Origin of the sequence: Parabacteroides caecihominis, assembly GCF_023656785.1 — a bacterium.
GTDB classification, from domain to species: domain Bacteria; phylum Bacteroidota; class Bacteroidia; order Bacteroidales; family Tannerellaceae; genus Parabacteroides; species Parabacteroides segnis.
In genome coordinates this window covers 88366-105365 of sequence record NZ_JAMOKS010000020.1, presented here as the reverse complement: position 1 = coordinate 105365, position 17000 = coordinate 88366, and the positions used below count along the sequence as shown (strand labels likewise).

Sequence of the window (17000 nt, the reverse complement as noted above, 5' to 3'; positions counted from 1 at the left end):
AATTGATATGAAAACTATTTTAAGAAACTTTATCAGCGTGCTTCGCCGTTTCAAAATGGCGATGTTGCTGAATGTATTTGGACTAAGCATCGCTTTTGCTGCTTTTATGGTGATTATGATGCAGGTGAATTATGACTACACGTTCGATTCCTGCCAGCCGGAAGCAGATGCAATCTACCGGATGGACATGGATTTTCAGGGAAAAGCGAGTGCCGTTTTCAGCCGTCCTTTTGCAAGAGGCTTTACAGAGTCATCGCCCCATATTAAGGCCGGCATGATTATGGCGTCGTGGAATTCCGAACTTTTTTATAGTGTCGAACGGCAAGGGGAGAGGCTGAATTTTCAGGATCCGGTCGTGAATGCTTCGCCCGGGATTACCCGTGTCTTTCATTTCAATATGCTGGAAGGAGATGAAACGGCACTGGATCAGCCGGAGACTGCCATCATCCCTGAAAGTATGGCGCGTCGCCTGTTCGGAGACGAGTCGGCTATAGGAAAACGGCTGATGAATGTGGAGACGGGAAGTACGGTCGCAACAATAAGCGGCGTCTTTAAAGATTTTCCCCTTAACTCTTCTATCCGGAATATTATCTACCGGCAGATGCATCCGAAAGAAAACTACGATACTTGGAGTAATCAGAATTATTTCTTCTTTTTCCGAATGGATGATCCTGCCAATACGAAGGATGTGAAAGAAAACTTTATGAAGAATTTTGATGCATCCCAACAGTTCGGTAAGGATTTTGACTGGGAGAAAGATGGTATTGACCTGCGTATCACACCGCTTCCCGAGTTACATTTCCTGGAAAATGTCTCTTTCGACTCAATGCCGAAGGCCAGCCGTCAGACAGTGCGTGTCTTGTTTGCCATAGCTTTTGTCATCTTACTGATTGCGGGTATCAACTTTACCAATTTCAGTACGGCATTGACACCGATGCGTATTAAAAGTATCAATACGCAAAAGGTGCTGGGAAGTCCGGATAGTGTGCTTCGTTTGAGTTTACTGGCGGAGGCGATTATCGTCAGTGCGGTGGCTTATCTGATTTCGTTGGGGATGTTGTTTATAGCCGGTAAGACTTTTATAGCCTCTTTGGTGGATGCCGACATGGCTTTTTCGGCACAGTCGGGAGTTATTATTACTACGGCGGTTATTGCTGTGGCTGTCGGTGTGTTGGCAGGTCTTTATCCGGCCTGTTATATTACCTCTTTTCCGCCGGCACTGGTACTGAAAGGCAGTTTCGGACTGTCTCCAAAAGGGAGGTTGCTCAGAAGTACATTGGTCAGTATCCAGTTTATTGCTTCATTTATTCTGATTATCAGTTCCCTGTTCATGTTTTTGCAAAACCGGTTTATGCAGAATACACCGCTTGGATATGACAAGGACGAATTGATCGTGATGGAGTTGAACGGTAAGGTGAATAAGAGCCAGGATGTATTGGCGAGTGAGGTAAAAACATTCTCCGGGATTGAAGATATCACTTTTGCCGAACAGGTTTTATCGAGCCGGGACTTCTATATGGGCTGGGGACGCGAGTATAAAGATAAGGATATTAACTTCCAATGTATCCCGGTGTCTCCTTCTTTCCTTCGTGTAATGGGGATTAAAGTGACCGACGGACGTGATTTTCGCCAAGAAGATGACCTGAAAGATACGGGATGCTATATATTTAATGAGAAGGCCCGTGAGATGTACGATCTGGAACTGGGGGATAAGATTGACGGTGGCGAGATTATTGGTTTTATGCCTAATATCAAGTTTGCTTCTTTCCGCAATGAAGTTTCACCGATGACTTTCTATGTCTGGGGAAAATACTATTGGGGAGGGGAAGTCGACAGTAAATATTATGCAGCAGCCTATGTCAGGGTAAAGGCCGGCAGTGATTTGCGTGCGGCAATGAAACATATTCAGGCTTCATTAAAGAAGATCGATCCGGTTTATCCTTTTAAAGTATCTTTTTATGACGAGATATTACAACGTACTTATGTGAAGGAACTGAAGATCAGTAACCTGATCACCCTGTTCAGTGTCATTGCGATCTTAATCTCCATAGTGGGAGTCTTCGGACTGGTGGTGTTTGAGAGTGAATACAGACGTAAAGAGGTGGCTGTCCGCAAAGTATTGGGATCGTCCACTCCGCAAATATTGGTGTTGTTCAACAGGAGTTATCTGATTATTCTGGTTATTTGTTTTATCTTGTCGGCTCCTGTGGCTTTCTATGGTGTATATCGTTGGCTGGAAAACTTTGCTTATCGCACGCCGATGTACTGGTGGGTATTTCTGGCAGCCTTTATTATTGTTTCGGTCATCACCTTTATAACCGTAACTTTTCAGAACTGGCATGTCGCTAATTCAAATCCGGTGGAGAGCATAAAGTCGGAGTGACCGGGAAGTTATTTTCCTTTATGAATGTCTAATAATTTGACACGACTGTCTAATTATTAGACATTCATTTTTAAGGCGTGAGCCAAATGTTCTTGATAGATAAAGAGTTATCGTTTTGGCATGTTATTTGAACGAATTGGATAAAAAGAGGTCAATATGAAAACGATATTACGAAACTTTATCAGTGTACTCCGCCGTTTCAGGATGGCGACTTTGTTGAATATTCTGGGATTAAGCATTGCTTTCGCCGCATTTATGGTGATCATGATGCAGGTAAGTTATGATTATACGTTCGATTCCTGCCAGCCGGAATCAGAAGCGATCTATCGGATGGATATGCAATATCAGGGAGAACTGGTAGCCGTTATGAGTCGTCCTCTGGCAAGGGCTTTTACAGAATCGTCGCCTCATATCAAGGCCGGAACTCTTATGACATTGTGGACTTCCGACCGGTTTTACAGTGTCGAACGAAACGGTGAGATACAAAATTATCAGGACCCGGTAGCGACGGTAACCCCCGACTTTACCCGTGTTTTCCATTTCGATATGGTGGAAGGCGATGAAACGGCGCTGGAGCAACCGAAGTCGGCCATGATTCCCGAAAGCATTGCTAATCGCCTGTTCGGTAATGAATCGGCTATCGGTAAACAGTTGATGGGTGGGACATCGGGAAAGGTAGTCGCGATCGTCAACGGTGTTTTTAAAGATTTTCCCCGTAATTCTTCTGTCCGCAATATCATTTACCTCCAGATGGATCCGAAGGAAAATTATGATGAGTGGGGTAACAGTAATTATTTTTTCTTTTTCCGTATGGATGATCCGGCAAATGCGGAAGATGTGAAGGAAAACTTCAAAAAGAATTTCGATAAGACAAAAATGGCCGGTTCTGATCTGGATTGGGAAAGGGATAAGATCGACCTGCATATCACTCCGCTTACCCAATTACATTTCCTGACCAACGCTTCTTACGATTCGATGCCGAAAGCCAGTCGTCAGACAGTACAGGTGTTGTTTGCCATCGCTTTCATAATCCTGTTGATTGCCGGTATCAATTTTACGAACTTCAGTACGGCATTGACGCCGATGCGCATTAAGAGCATCAATACGCAGAAGGTGCTCGGTAGTCCGGATAGCCTGCTACGGCTGAGTTTATTGGGAGAGGCTGTCATTATCAGTTTCGTGGCATTCCTGATTTCACTGGTCGTATTGCATCTGGCTGAAGATTCGTTTATTGCTTCTTTGGTGGATGCCGATATGTCTTTGGTGGTGCAATGGAAAATTATCGGTGTCACAGGGATCATTGCCCTGCTAGTCGGTGTGTTGGCAGGGGCTTATCCGGCTTGTTACATCACCTCTTTTCCGCCGGCCCTGGTGCTGAAAGGGAGTTTTGGGTTGTCGCCTAAAGGACGTGTGCTGCGGAGTACATTGGTCAGTATTCAGTTTATTGCATCTTTTATCCTGATCATCGGTTCTCTGTTCATGTTCCTGCAAAACCATTATATGCAAAGTGCGCCGCTTGGATATGATAAGGACGAACTGATCGTTGTCGAGCTGAACAGTAAGATCAATAAAAACCTGAGTGTGCTGGAAAGTGAAATAAAAACATTTTCAGGAATAGAAGCTATCACGTGTGCCGACCAGATATTGTCGAGCCGGGACTATTATATGGGCTGGGGACGGAATTATAACGACAAACCTATCGATTTTCAATGTATCCCGGTTTCCCCGAGTTTTCTGCATGTCATGGGAATAAATGTAATCGATGGCCGTGATTTCCGGCCGGAAGATGATCTGAAAGATAAAGGAACGTATATATTTAATGAAAAGGCACGCGATATGTATGATCTTGTGGTGGGTGAATCGGTCGAAGGCGAAGAGATTGCCGGAATTATTCCTAATATCAAGTTTGCTTCTTTCCGTAACGAAGTGTCGCCAATGGCTTTTTACATCGGTGGAAAGTATTGGAAAGGAAATGACGGAATCCGGTATTACAGTGCAGCTTATATCAAAGTAAAGGCCGGTAGCGACCTGTGGGCTGCCATGGAACATGTAAAAGCATCGTTGGGCAAGATCGATCCGGTCTATCCGTTTAAAGTCTCTTTTTACAATGAGGTGTTGCAACATACGTACGACAAGGAGTTGAAGATAAGTAACCTGATAACCTTGTTCAGTCTGATAGCCATATTTATCTCTGTTGTCGGTGTTTTTGGCCTGGTCGTTTTTGAAAGCGAGCATAAGCGTAAGGAAGTGGCGGTACGGAAAGTATTGGGTTCTTCTACCTCGGAGATACTGTTTATGTTCAACAAAAGTTATCTGTTGATCCTGTTGATCTGTTTTGTGCTGTCGGCTCCGGTTGCGTTCTATGGCGTATATCGCTGGTTGGAGAACTTTGCTTACCGTACTCCGATCTATTGGTGGGTATTTCCGGCAGCCTTTGTTATTGTTTCGGCCATTACTTTTATAACCGTTACTTACCAGAACTGGCAGGTAGCAAATTCGAATCCGGTGGAAAGTATAAAGTCGGAATAATCCGGCTTTGGAATGGATGCCGTAAAAACAAACTGATATGAAGACAATATTAAGGAACTTTTTCAGCGTGCTGCGCCGTTTCAGTCTGGCCGCTTTCCTGAATGTTGCGGGGTTGGCCGTTGCTTTTGCAACCTTTATCATTATTATGATACAGATCAGCTTCGAACGTAATTTCGATCGTTGCCATCCGACGGCCGACCGTATTTACCGGGTGGAATTGAGTGGTGAGGAGATAGAAGCGGAGGCCGGGACATTTTCCCGTATTCTTCCGCGAGGATTGATTGAGGCTGTAATAGGATCATCTCCCCATATCGAGGCTGGTAGCCTGATTTTTCCTTATAGTCCGGCCATCTATTTTACGGTGACGGAGAACGGCGAACGGGAAGGCTATCATGAATTGATTCAGACTTGCCATCCGGCACTGACCCATGTATTCGATTTCCCGATCATCGAAGGAGATATCGATTGCCTGAACGATCCTGAGAAACTGATCTTACCGGAAAGTATGGCTCGTAAGATGTTTGGAAAACAGTCGGCTGTAGGTAAGGCATTACATGCTGAAGAGCAAATAATGAGCAAGAATGTAAGGAATTTTACTGTCGGAGCCGTTTATAAAGACTTCCCGGAAAATACGCAGATTCGTAACCTTATTTATACGGGTATCGATAATACTATGCGGGAGAATTTCGGATCCAGTAGTTTTATATGTTTCCTTTTACTGGATAATCCGGAATCGGCGCGGCTTGTTACGGACAACTTCAATGCGAACTTCGACTTTTCCAAGTTGGGAAGTGGGAAGGTACAGATAAAGTTGACGCCTCTTACGGACATTTATTATATGAATGAAAGCCAGGATGGTACGATTTTCCGCAGCGGTAATAAAGAAGTGACCTGGCTGCTTTTTTTTATTGCCTTACTGATCATTATAGTGGCTGCCATCAATTTTACGAATTTCAATACTTCGTTGACGCCGATGCGTATCAGGAGTATCAATACCCAGAAAGTGTTAGGCAGTCCGGATTGCGTATTACGTCGGGCTTTATTGGCCGAAGCTGCTATAACCAGTCTGGTGGCCTGGCTGGCGAGCCTGTTCATTGTGCATGTGCTGGCTACGACCGGTACCATGCCGTTTATAGAGGCCGATTTGAGTATAATAGATAACCTGCCGATTGTCTTATTGACCGGTGTTATCGCATTGGTTACCGGCATACTGGCCGGATTATATCCTTCCTGGTACGTGACCTCCTTTCCTCCGGCCCTGGTGCTGAAAGGAAGTTTCGGGCTTTCACCGTCGGGACGCAAATTACGTACGGTGTTGATCGGTATCCAATATGTGGTATCTATTTTATTAATTATCAGTGCTTGTTTTGTTCATTTGCAGAATAAATATATGCGTGGTTATTCGCTGGGATTTGATAAAGATCAGATCGCGATCGTTCCTTTGAGCAGTGACCTGTATATTAATTCTCATGAGACCTATGTTAATCGCCTGAAGGAATTTTCCGGTATCGAAGATGTGGCTTTTTCTCTGGAGAAGGTCGGTTCGCAGGATGGTTACAGTACGAACAGCGGTTCTGTCAAGGAAAATGATTTCCACTTCTTTATGATCTTTGTTTCCGCAAATTTCCTGCGTGTGATGGGAATCCCGGTAGAAGAGGGGCGTGACTTTTATCCGGCCGATGAAATGGCTGAAACGCCTTCTTACATTTTTAATTGTACGGCAAAACAGGAAGTAGGCATGGAAGTGGGGGATAAAATGGATTCGTGGGCTTCGGGTGATATTGTCGGGTTGACAGGCAATGTCAAGTTTACTTCGCTTCGAGAGGGAGAAAGTAATATCGGTTTTGTGACAGGGAAACTGCCTTATCCGCTAACTACTTCTTATATACGCCTGAAAGCCGGGGCAGATGTCGATGCAACCGTTTCACATATTTATAAAACACTGGCTGATATAGATCCGGCTTATCCGGTCGAGATCGAGTTTTATGATGCTGTGTTCAACGAATTATATCATAAGGAAGAGAATTTGCGTAGCCTGATCACGGTATTCAGCCTTTTGGCGATCATTATTTCACTTGTGGGTGTCTTTAATCTGGTGGTATTCGATACACAATATCGCCGGAAAGAAATCGGTCTCCGAAAGGTGCATGGTGCGACTATCGGTGAGGTTTTGAAGATGCTGAACAGTTCCTATATTTATATTGTCTTGATTTGCTTTGTGCTGGCAGTACCGGTTGGTTATTATGGGATCAGTAAGTGGCTGGAGAGTTTTGCCTATAAGACACCAATGTTTTGGTGGGTCTATCCGCTGGCTTTGATTATTGTACTGACTATTACTGTCGGTACGGTGACTTACCAGAGCTGGCAGGCAGCTAATGCTAACCCGGTGGATAGTTTGAAGTCGGAGTAACAGCGTTTTACATAGAATCTGTTTCAATGTCTAATAATTTGACAGCATTGTCTAATTATTAGACATTGTTCTTTTCTGATGGTTGGGCTAATATTCTGTTATTCTGTGTGTTGTTGCTTTGGCATGTAATTTGAATTACCAAAGCAAACATATATGATAATGAAAACAATACTAAGAAACTTTTTAAGCGTACTGCGTAGGTTCAAGATGGCAACCTTTTTGAATGTGGCGGGACTGGCTGTTGCATTTGCAGCCTTTATCGTTATTCTGATACAGGTAAATTATGAACGTAGTTTTGATCGTTGCCATCCGACGGCGGAAAGAGTTTTCAGAGTGGAGTTGGAAACTCCCGGTACATTCGGTCTTATTTTACCTCGTGGATTTGTAGAAACTGTTATCCAGTCATCCCCGCATATTGAAGCCGGGTCGTTGATCTATCCTTATAATCCGGCTATTTATTTTTCCGTTATGGAGAATGGAGAGAAGGTTGGTTACCGCGAACCGGTATATACTTGTAACCCTGAGATTACCCGTGTCTTTGATTTCCCTATATTGGAAGGAGATATCGATTGTTTGAAAGATCCCGATAAGCTCATTTTACCTGAAAGCATAGCTCGAAAAATTTTTGGAGACCAACCGGCTGTAGGTAAAATGTTGCATGCCGAAGAGAATGTACAGACCAAAGATAACCGTGAATATACCGTAGGTGCCGTTTATAAAGATTTCCCCGGGAACACCCAGATGAGGAATCTGATCTATACGGCTATCGGACCGACTTTTCAGCGGGATAATTTTGGGGCGAGTAATTTTGCCTGTTATGTGTTGCTGGATAAAGCGGAATCTGCACAGGATGTGGTTGATAACTTCAATGCAAATTTTGATTTTACTAAAATAGGAAATAAAGGCCAACAGCTTAAACTTACCCCTCTCACAGCTATTTATTATCTGAATGAAAGCCAGGACGGAATGATTTTCCGCAGTGGAAATAACGAAGTGACCTTGTTGTTATTTTTTATCGCTTTATTGATCATTATCGTAGCTGCTATCAATTTTACCAACTTCAGTACGGCCCTGACACCTCTTCGTATTAAGAGTATCAACACCCAAAAGGTACTGGGCAGTTCTGATAGATTATTACGAAACGCTTTGCTGGCGGAGGCTGCTATTGTCAGTCTTATAGCCTGGTCGATCAGTTTGGTTCTGGTCTGGATGCTTGGCAGGGCAACCGCTTTACCTTTTGTGGAAGCTGATTTGAGTATCCTGAAGAATCTGCCGATTATTTTGATTACGGGTGGGGTGGCATTGCTGACCGGAGTGGTCGCCGGATTATATCCTTCCTGGTATGTAACCTCTTTTCCGCCAGCACTGGTGCTGAAAGGCAGTTTCGGACTTTCTCCGTCCGGTCGTAAACTGCGTACCATTTTGGTCAGTGTACAATTTATAGTTTCTATCCTGTTGATTATCGGGGCTAGCTTTGTGCAGTTACAAAATGATTATATGCGTAGTTTCTCGCTTGGTTTCGATAAGGATCAGATCGCTATTGTGGAATTAAGCGGAGAACTTTATAACAAACATCATGAGACATATGTAAACCGGTTGAAGGAATTTCCGGATATCGAGGATGTTGCCTTTGCCATGGAAAAAGTGGCTTCAAAAGATGGTTACAGTACCAATGGAGCTGTTTTGAAGCAAAAGGAGTTTCAATTTTTTATGATCATGACTTCTTCCAATTTCCTCCGGGTGATGGGTATTCCGGTTGAAGAGGGGCGCGATTTCTCTTTGTCCGATGAGTTATCGGAAGAACCTGTTTATATATTTAATGAGGCAGCCAAACTGGCGGTAAATATGGAACAGGGAGATATTCTTCAGTCATGGGTTCCCGGACGTATTATCGGATTTACCGGAAATGTGAAGTTTACCTCTCTTCGCAACGGAGAGAACAATATTGCTTTTGTGGTGTCAAAAATGCCATATCCGATGTCTGTCTCTTATATTCGTCTGAAAGCGGGATCCGATGTGCATGCTGCTGTTAATCATATCCGTAAGACATTGGCGGATATTGATCCGGCCTATCCGTTTGATGTGCAGTTTTATGATACGATCTTTAATCATTTGTATCATAAGGAAGAGAATTTGCGTAGTCTGATTACTGTCTTTAGCATATTGGCAATAATCATATCGCTTGTAGGAGTATTCGGATTAGTCGTATTCGATACACAGTATCGTCGGAAAGAAATCGGTGTGCGTAAGGTACATGGGGCGACTAACAGTGAAATTCTGAAGATGCTTAACCGTTCATATATTTATATTGTACTAGTTTGTTTTGCCCTGGCTGCGCCGGTCGGCTACTATGGCATTAAGAAATGGCTGGAAAGTTTTGCCTATAAGACACCGATGTACTGGTGGGTATATCTGGCCGCATTGACAATTGTGCTGGTCATTACGATAGGAACAGTCACATTCCAGAGTTGGCGGGCGGCAAATGCCAATCCGGTAGATAGTTTGAAGGCGCAATAAGTATTTCAACTAAACAGATTTACTACCATGTTTTTTTGAAATTAACTGTCATACTATCATTTGTTTATGTAATGTGTTGTATATGTGTGTGTTGTCTTATGATAGTTGCCGCTTTTAACTATCACTTATCTATCACGCAACTATCATAGCCTGCTTGAAAAGACGGATAGATAAGTACTTCTTTTCAGTAAGTATACTGTTCAAAATCAGATTGATAGTAATATAAGTCGCTTGACACCCGGGTCTTGATATGCTCGACACCCGGGTGTAAGCATCGTTGAGATGGGGGTGTGAAACAGGTCGAAATGGGCATGCCGGCAACAAAAAATAGGTATTCGGATGAAAATAAGTCATAGGTTTGAGATAAAAAGGTAGTAGGGCGACGAATTATAAGAGGTGGTATCGAACGGTTACAGGTACTTTTTATGAGTTGAAATGACTGTTCTTTGGTTAAAATATCGTTAAAATGATGGTTGTATGATAGATTAGTGATAGTTAAAAGCGGTAACTGTCATAGGTTAATGTGCCTGTATATAGATACTTACATGAGGGAATGATAGTATGATAGTTGATTTGTAGAAAACCCTGTACTATAAACGCAAAAAAAGGATATCCCATATGGAATATCCTTTCTCCTACTGATATATAATAAATATAATGTCAGTCAATTAGTTTCTTGGAAGTGCTTCTTTCACTACCATTGCCCGGCCTTCGTATTCTGCACCGTTTAATTCGTTGATAGCTTTGAAGGCTTCTGCATTTTCCGGCATTTCAACAAAAGCGAAACCTTTCGATCTTCTGGTATCGCGGTCTACAATAAGTTTTACAGAATCAACTGTTCCGAACTCTTCCATTACATCTCTCAAATCTGATTCCTTAACATTGTAGCTAAGGTTACCAATATACATGTTCATAAATATAAAAATAAAAAATTAATAATATAACAATAAAACTTTAGGAAGGTCTTTATCAGAGATGGAAATACTCAATGCTTATTACTGAGGAGATACATGTGAAAGTAAGATCGAAATAAATCTCTTATTGTTTCTAGTGCAAAGGAACGGAAATAATTCGGATAATGAACTATATATCTTGTTTATTATTCTATAATATATTATTATTATGAAATAAGGCCATTAATTTAGTAATATGCCGTTATTCCGTTTTGTATAAGTTTATTCGGTATTAGTTCCATCCTCTCGTTTTTTCTATCGGAAAAATATACGGGTAAAGCGGACATATATTCGTAATATTGCAGTAGAAATACTAAATATGATATAGCATGAATAACCTTGAACGATCCAGGCACAGGAGGCCTGTTCTGAGTACTTTGATCTTGTTACTTTCGATTGTAACAATGAGCGCACAAACAACGACCTTGCATCCGGTTGCTTCCAACGACTGTGGTGTGGACGGCAAGCAACCGTTTCTGGTGAAAGGCGATAATTATACCATGCCCGATGAAACGGGAGGAAGTATGACGGCAAGAACCTGCAATTTCGGAGGGACTGTTATCTATGCTTTCGACCGTTTGGATATACAGGCGGATTACCAGTTGGAGGTAGTCTATCTGGCGGATAGCGAGCGCCGGCAACGGATTGTAGCCGATGGAAACGAGGTACAGGCTCCTGTCGTTCTTGAAAAAGGGAAGGAACAGCGTTACCGTATCGACCTGCCGAAAAAGGCATTTGCTTATGGGCAGCTGGTACTGGTTTTCGAAGTATTGAAAGGACCGAATGGCATTGTTTCGGAATTGAATCTTTATTCATCCAATCCAAAGAAACCGATTCCGTTTGAAGGGGATAAAAAGCTGGCGCTGGCACAGACGCAGAGTTACCGGGTGGATACGACCGTGAATGTGGAAGAACATCTTCCGGTTTATACAACTGTTCCGTACAGTGTGCCGGGCGTGTACAATCCGGTTCTCTCATTGAACGGGACCTGGCAGTTTAATCCGTCTCCGAAAGCTGATTTTTATACCCGCAAGGCCGATACGGACGGATGGCATCCGATTGTCGTACCCGGACAATGGTCGATGCAGGGATTCAAAGTCGATTCTGCCGGCTTTGGAGGTTATCAGACTATTTTTACGTTGCCGGCAGACTGGAAAGGCAAGCAGGTGAAGTTGCGTTTCGACGGTGTATCCAGCGAATGTATTGTCTGGCTGAACGGAAAAGAGATAGGAACCCATATGGGAGGTATGACTGCGTTTGAGTTGGATGCTACCACAGCTTTGCAACCGGGAGAAAACAGATTAGCACTGAAGGTCCGTAGCGAATCGCTGGCTGATATGCTGGGAAGCTTGACGCAGTATGCCGCTCATCAACTGGGAGGTATTACGCGCAAAGTCACGCTCTTTGCCGTACCCGATGTGCATATTTCCGATCTCCGTATCGTGACGGAGTTGGATGAACAATATAAGGATGCCGAACTCAAAGTGTATCTGGCTGTGACAAATGCCGGAAGGGAGACGGAGAAGAATATAGCAGCGCGTCTTTCTATCGGCGGTCTTCCCGTTGTTCTCGATCAGGCAATTCCGGAACTGTCTCCGGGCCAAACCTGGACCGGCTGGTTAACCGGAAAAGTGGCCGATCCCCGGAAATGGGATAATGAGCATCCTTATTTATATACGATGAAAATAGAATTGGGAAATGCGGACGTAACCACTGAACAGATAGAAAAACGTTTCGGTTTCCGTGAAGTAGAAGTACAGGGCAACCGTCTGTTGGTAAACGGCAAGCCGGTAAAGTTGAGAGGCGTCTGCCGTCATGAAGCGCATCCGCTTACCGGGCGTGTCATGACTCCGGAACTGGAACGGAAAGATGTGGAATTATATCGTGCCGCTAACTGTAACTTTATCCGTACGTCACATTATCCTCCTTGCGAAGAATTACTTGAAATCTGTGATGAACTGGGAATGTTTGTCGAAGTGGAAGCGCCTGTTTGCTGGATTGGTCATCATGCGAATGAGAACTGGAAAGAACTCGATTATCAGGATAGTACATATTATCCGTATGTCTTGCAGGCAAATATGGAGACAATCCATTTCTACCGGAATCATCCGTCCGTTATCTTCTGGTCGATTGCCAACGAGTCGTATTGGAACAAGGAGTTTGCTCTGGTTGAGGTGTATGTGAAGAAAGCCGATCCAACTCGTCCGCATACTTTCCATGACCAGGCATACGGTGGTTTCAACAACCAGGGAAGTACGGCTCCTATTTCCAATATTCACTATCCCGGACCGGGCGGATATAAGGTTGCCGCCAAGAGCGACCGTCCGATGGTGTATGGGGAATATTGCCACCTGAATGTTTACAACCGCAGCGAGTTGGTGACCGATCCCGGTGTACGTAGCGACTGGGCGCTGGCACTGTCTCCGACCTGGGAGAATATGTATAAGACGGATGGCGTGCTGGGCGGTTCTATCTGGTCGGGTATCGACGATATTTTCCAATTGCCGAATGGGGATGCTGTGGGTTACGGTCCGTGGGGACCGATAGACGGATGGCGTCGTCCGAAACCGGAGTATTGGGATATGAAAAAGATATATAGTCCGATTCGTGTGCAAACAGACCGGTTGTCGCCTGCTAAAGAGTTGGTTATTCATTTGGAAAACAGATATACCTATACTGATTTCAATGAATTGCAACTCAACTGGAAATATGGGGATGAACGAGGAGTTTCTTTTGCCTCGATTAAGCCGGGAGAGAGCGGTCAGATACGTATTCCGATTATGAATCCGGATCAGGCAAACGAGTTGTATCTTTCTTTTACCGATCCGCGCGGTTTCATTGCTGACGAGTATATCATTCCGGTAGGTAAACAGGTTCAGAATGAATTACCGGAATTGCAGCCGCTTACGACACAACTGAAGAAGGCAAGTGACCGTTACCGCATTACCGGTAAAAACTTTATTTGTGAAGTGAGCCGCACGACCGGACAAATCCTGTCATTGAAACAGGGAAAGCAGGAGATACTGAACGGCGGTCCGTGGCTGATGGCGCTTCCTCTGAATGGCGGCGGTTGTTATCCGAACCATAATGCAAATACTCCTTTATTTAATGATATTTGTACGGAATGGAACCCAACGGAAATCGATGCGGCAAAAGTCGGTGACGATGTAGTTGTCACGGTAAAAGGAAGCTATAAAGAATTTGAAGGAAGCTATAAACTGACTGTCAACGCGGCCGGAAAACTTTCTGTCAGCTATTCATTTAATGCGCTGGCTGACGTAAACCCCCGCCAATGGGGATTGGTTTTTGAAGCTCCGGCAACCTTCAATAAAACATTCTGGCGTCGCGATGGCCTGTGGAGTGTTTATCCGGAAGACCATATCAGTCGTCCGGTAGGAGAGGCAGACCTGTTTTATTCCGGTTTACCCTCGCATCTTAATCCGCGAGTGGAGCCCACCTGGTCGTGGAGCCTCGATTACAATGAGTTGGGAAGCAACGATTTCCGCTCTACCCGTCGTAATATCTGGTACGCCGGCCTAACCAATGCCGCAGGCAATAAGGTAACCGCCGTTTCTGATGGCAAACAGCACTGGCGTTCATGGTTGGAAAAAGACCGTATCCGTTTCCTGGTGGCTGATTTCGTCACTGCCGGCAACGAAATGTTCCTGAGTAGCTATTATGCTCCGTTCAGGAAACCGTTAAAGGCAGGGGATACGATTGGAGGGACAATAACCTTACATGCAGAGTAAAAAAGGTTATGAATAGTGAACGTTGAAAATAGATTAAAAGATGGATTATCGAATGATTGTCCATCTTTTCTCTTATATAGTCTATTTGTTCTTTTAGGGAAAAACTCTTATTTTGCGGAGTAAATACGTATATAACAATACCATGAGAAGACTTACCTTATTATTTGCGTCTATCGGCTTAGTCATGACAGCCTATAGTCAACCGAACGTAACCCCCAAAGAATGGGGCAATAATGAATATGCCGGAGTATGGAAACTTTCAGTAGGCACACCCGAAAAGATCAATCTGCTGAGCGAACTCGATATAACTCCGAAGAAAGAAGCCTTGCAGCAGATGGCGGAAGGTCGGTTACCTATATCACCGGCTGATGTAAAAACAGAATTAAGGGATGGCAAAACGTATATCAGTTTCCCGTTGGAAAAAGGGGAGAAGATATTCGGTCTGGGGCTTAACTTCAAAACTGTCGAACAACGGGGCCGTATCATGCGGCTGCATATGGATCATTACACCGGAAGCGATAACGGCCGTACCCATGCACCGGTTCCTTTCTTCGTCTCTTCCCGCGGATATGGTGTATTAATCAATTCCGCCCGCTATATAGATTTATGGGTAGGAACGGCCGTTCGCAAAGGGCCGAATGCTCCGGAGGAACAGGACCGTAATACAGATCCGACCTGGCCTGCACAACCTTATTCCGACAATATCGAAGTCCTGGTTCCCGCACAGGGCGTGGAATTGGTTTTCTTTGCGGGACCAACCATGCAAGATGTCGTTCGCCGTTATAATCTGTATAATGGTGGTGGCGCTTTGCCTCCGCGTTGGGGACTGGGTTTCTGGCATCGTACACCGACTTTGTTTACCGATAACGATGTAAAGAAAGAGGTGGATGAATTTGAGAAACGCGGATTTCCTCTTTCCGTGATTGGTCTTGAACCGGGATGGCATAGCAAAGCTTATCCTTGTACCTATGAATGGGATAAAACCCGCTTCCCGGATGCTCCCGGCTTTGCCAAAGAGATGCTCGACCGGAATATACGGTTGAACCTTTGGATGAATCCGTATGTATCCAAATATAGTGAAGTCTACGATAAAATAAAACCCTATACCGGTTCTCATACGGTCTGGCTGGGTGAGGTTCCCGACTACTCCATGCCTGAGGCCTGTAAAATTATGACCGATCACTTCCGTAAACATCAGGTCGACCTGGGAATAAGCGGATATAAGATGGATGAGAACGATGGTTATGATTCCTGGTTGTGGCCTGATGTAGCTACGTTTCCTTCCGGTATCCCGGCGGAACAGTTGCGTAACTTGTATGGTTCGCTGATGCAACAGGCTACGGTAAAGATGTATCGCGAAAAGAATCTGCGTACTTATGGGCAGGTACGTGCCGGTAATGCGGGAACGAATGCTTATCCTTATGTCCTGTATAATGACTATTACGACCATCGCGGTTTTATCACCGCTTTGATAAACAGTTCTTTTATCGGCGTGTTATGGACACCGGAAGTTCGTTCCTCCAAAACATCGGAAGAATGGCTTCGACGGATGCAGACTGTTTGTTTTTCGCCTATTGCACAGTTGAATGCCTGGGCGGACGGAACGAAACCATGGACTTTTGCAGATGTAGAAGATGATATTCGTGAGATCGCTTTGTTGCGTATTCAGTTGATACCTTATTTATATACCGCTTTTGCCGATTACGCATTCTACGGAACACCTCCGGTGCGTGCCATGAATCTGGAAGAAGGTTATTCTGTTGAAGCACAGACGGAAGAAGGTAAGCTGGATGCAACTGAGAATCCGTATGCGATGGCTGTACGCCGGGAAGTGAAAGACCAGTTTATGGTCGGCGAGAATATCCTGGTCGCTCCTTTGTTTGCCGGAGAGAAAGAACGTAAAGTCGTTCTCCCGCAAGGTAAATGGTATGATTTTTACACCGGAAAGTTTGCCGGTGAGGGAGAAGTCATAACTGTTATCCCGGCTGACCGCCATATTCCTGTATATGTAAAAGACGGTGGTATTATCCCACTCTGGCCTGCTATGTCGAAATTTGGTGATCAGAAATATCCGCTGGAAGTACGGCATTATGGAAACAAACCGGGCACATATTCTTTATATGATGATGACGGAAGTTCCTATAACTACGAAAAGGGAGAGTTTACCCGCATCGATCTGACCGTTACGGTTGATAAGAAAGGAAAGAAAAAAGGAAAAGCCGTTCAACCGAAAGGAAAAAAGATTTGGTCATTCAGTGAATATAATTTCAAGTTTATGACGGAATAAGCGTATATTCTTTCCATATCACAGATGCATTTCTTTTGTTTCACAGTTGGATTCCGTTTGTATCACAGTTGAGTTTCTTTTGTTTCACAGCTGTGATATGAATAAAGAATTGGGGTTTATCCTTACAAACTGGCGGGTAAATCATACTGTGACCGGGCTAATAGACTGTATC

Annotated in this window: 7 protein-coding genes; 6 read left to right on the top strand and 1 reads right to left on the bottom strand. The window is 44.1% G+C overall.

Annotation, left to right across the window (positions count from 1 at the left end; translation table 11 throughout):
• Window positions 1-7 precede the first annotated feature (7 nt).
• The 4 genes from NBH14_RS17395 (at window position 8) to NBH14_RS17380 (ending at window position 9839) form a co-directional block, all read left to right on the top strand.
• Window positions 8-2383, top strand: coding sequence for an ABC transporter permease (locus NBH14_RS17395; protein ID WP_186960400.1), 2376 nt, complete (start codon window positions 8-10; stop codon window positions 2381-2383).
• A gap of 156 nt (window positions 2384-2539) precedes the next feature.
• Complete coding sequence (locus NBH14_RS17390) at window positions 2540-4912, top strand: ABC transporter permease (protein ID WP_186960399.1); 2373 nt, start codon at window positions 2540-2542, stop codon at window positions 4910-4912.
• A 37-nt stretch (window positions 4913-4949) separates the two neighbouring features.
• Complete coding sequence (locus NBH14_RS17385; RefSeq protein ID WP_186960398.1) at window positions 4950-7322, top strand: ABC transporter permease; 2373 nt, start codon at window positions 4950-4952, stop codon at window positions 7320-7322.
• A 159-nt stretch (window positions 7323-7481) separates the two neighbouring features.
• Window positions 7482-9839 (top strand): ABC transporter permease, encoded by a 2358-nt coding sequence (locus NBH14_RS17380; RefSeq protein ID WP_186960397.1) that lies wholly within the window; start codon window positions 7482-7484, stop codon window positions 9837-9839.
• Between the two features lie 668 nt (window positions 9840-10507).
• Here the strand turns inward: NBH14_RS17380 and rbp are convergent.
• Window positions 10508-10753 (bottom strand): RNA-binding regulator, encoded by a 246-nt coding sequence (gene rbp, locus NBH14_RS17375; protein ID WP_007653338.1) that lies wholly within the window; start codon window positions 10751-10753, stop codon window positions 10508-10510.
• A 368-nt stretch (window positions 10754-11121) separates the two neighbouring features.
• Here rbp and NBH14_RS17370 point away from each other — a divergent pair, with 368 nt between their 5' ends.
• Window positions 11122-14541, top strand: coding sequence for a glycoside hydrolase family 2 protein (locus tag NBH14_RS17370; protein WP_186960396.1), 3420 nt, complete (start codon window positions 11122-11124; stop codon window positions 14539-14541).
• 142 nt (window positions 14542-14683) lie between these two features.
• Window positions 14684-16828: a TIM-barrel domain-containing protein gene (locus tag NBH14_RS17365; RefSeq protein WP_250817684.1), complete on the top strand. Its 2145-nt coding sequence runs from the start codon at window positions 14684-14686 to the stop codon at window positions 16826-16828.
• Window positions 16829-17000 lie beyond the last annotated feature (172 nt).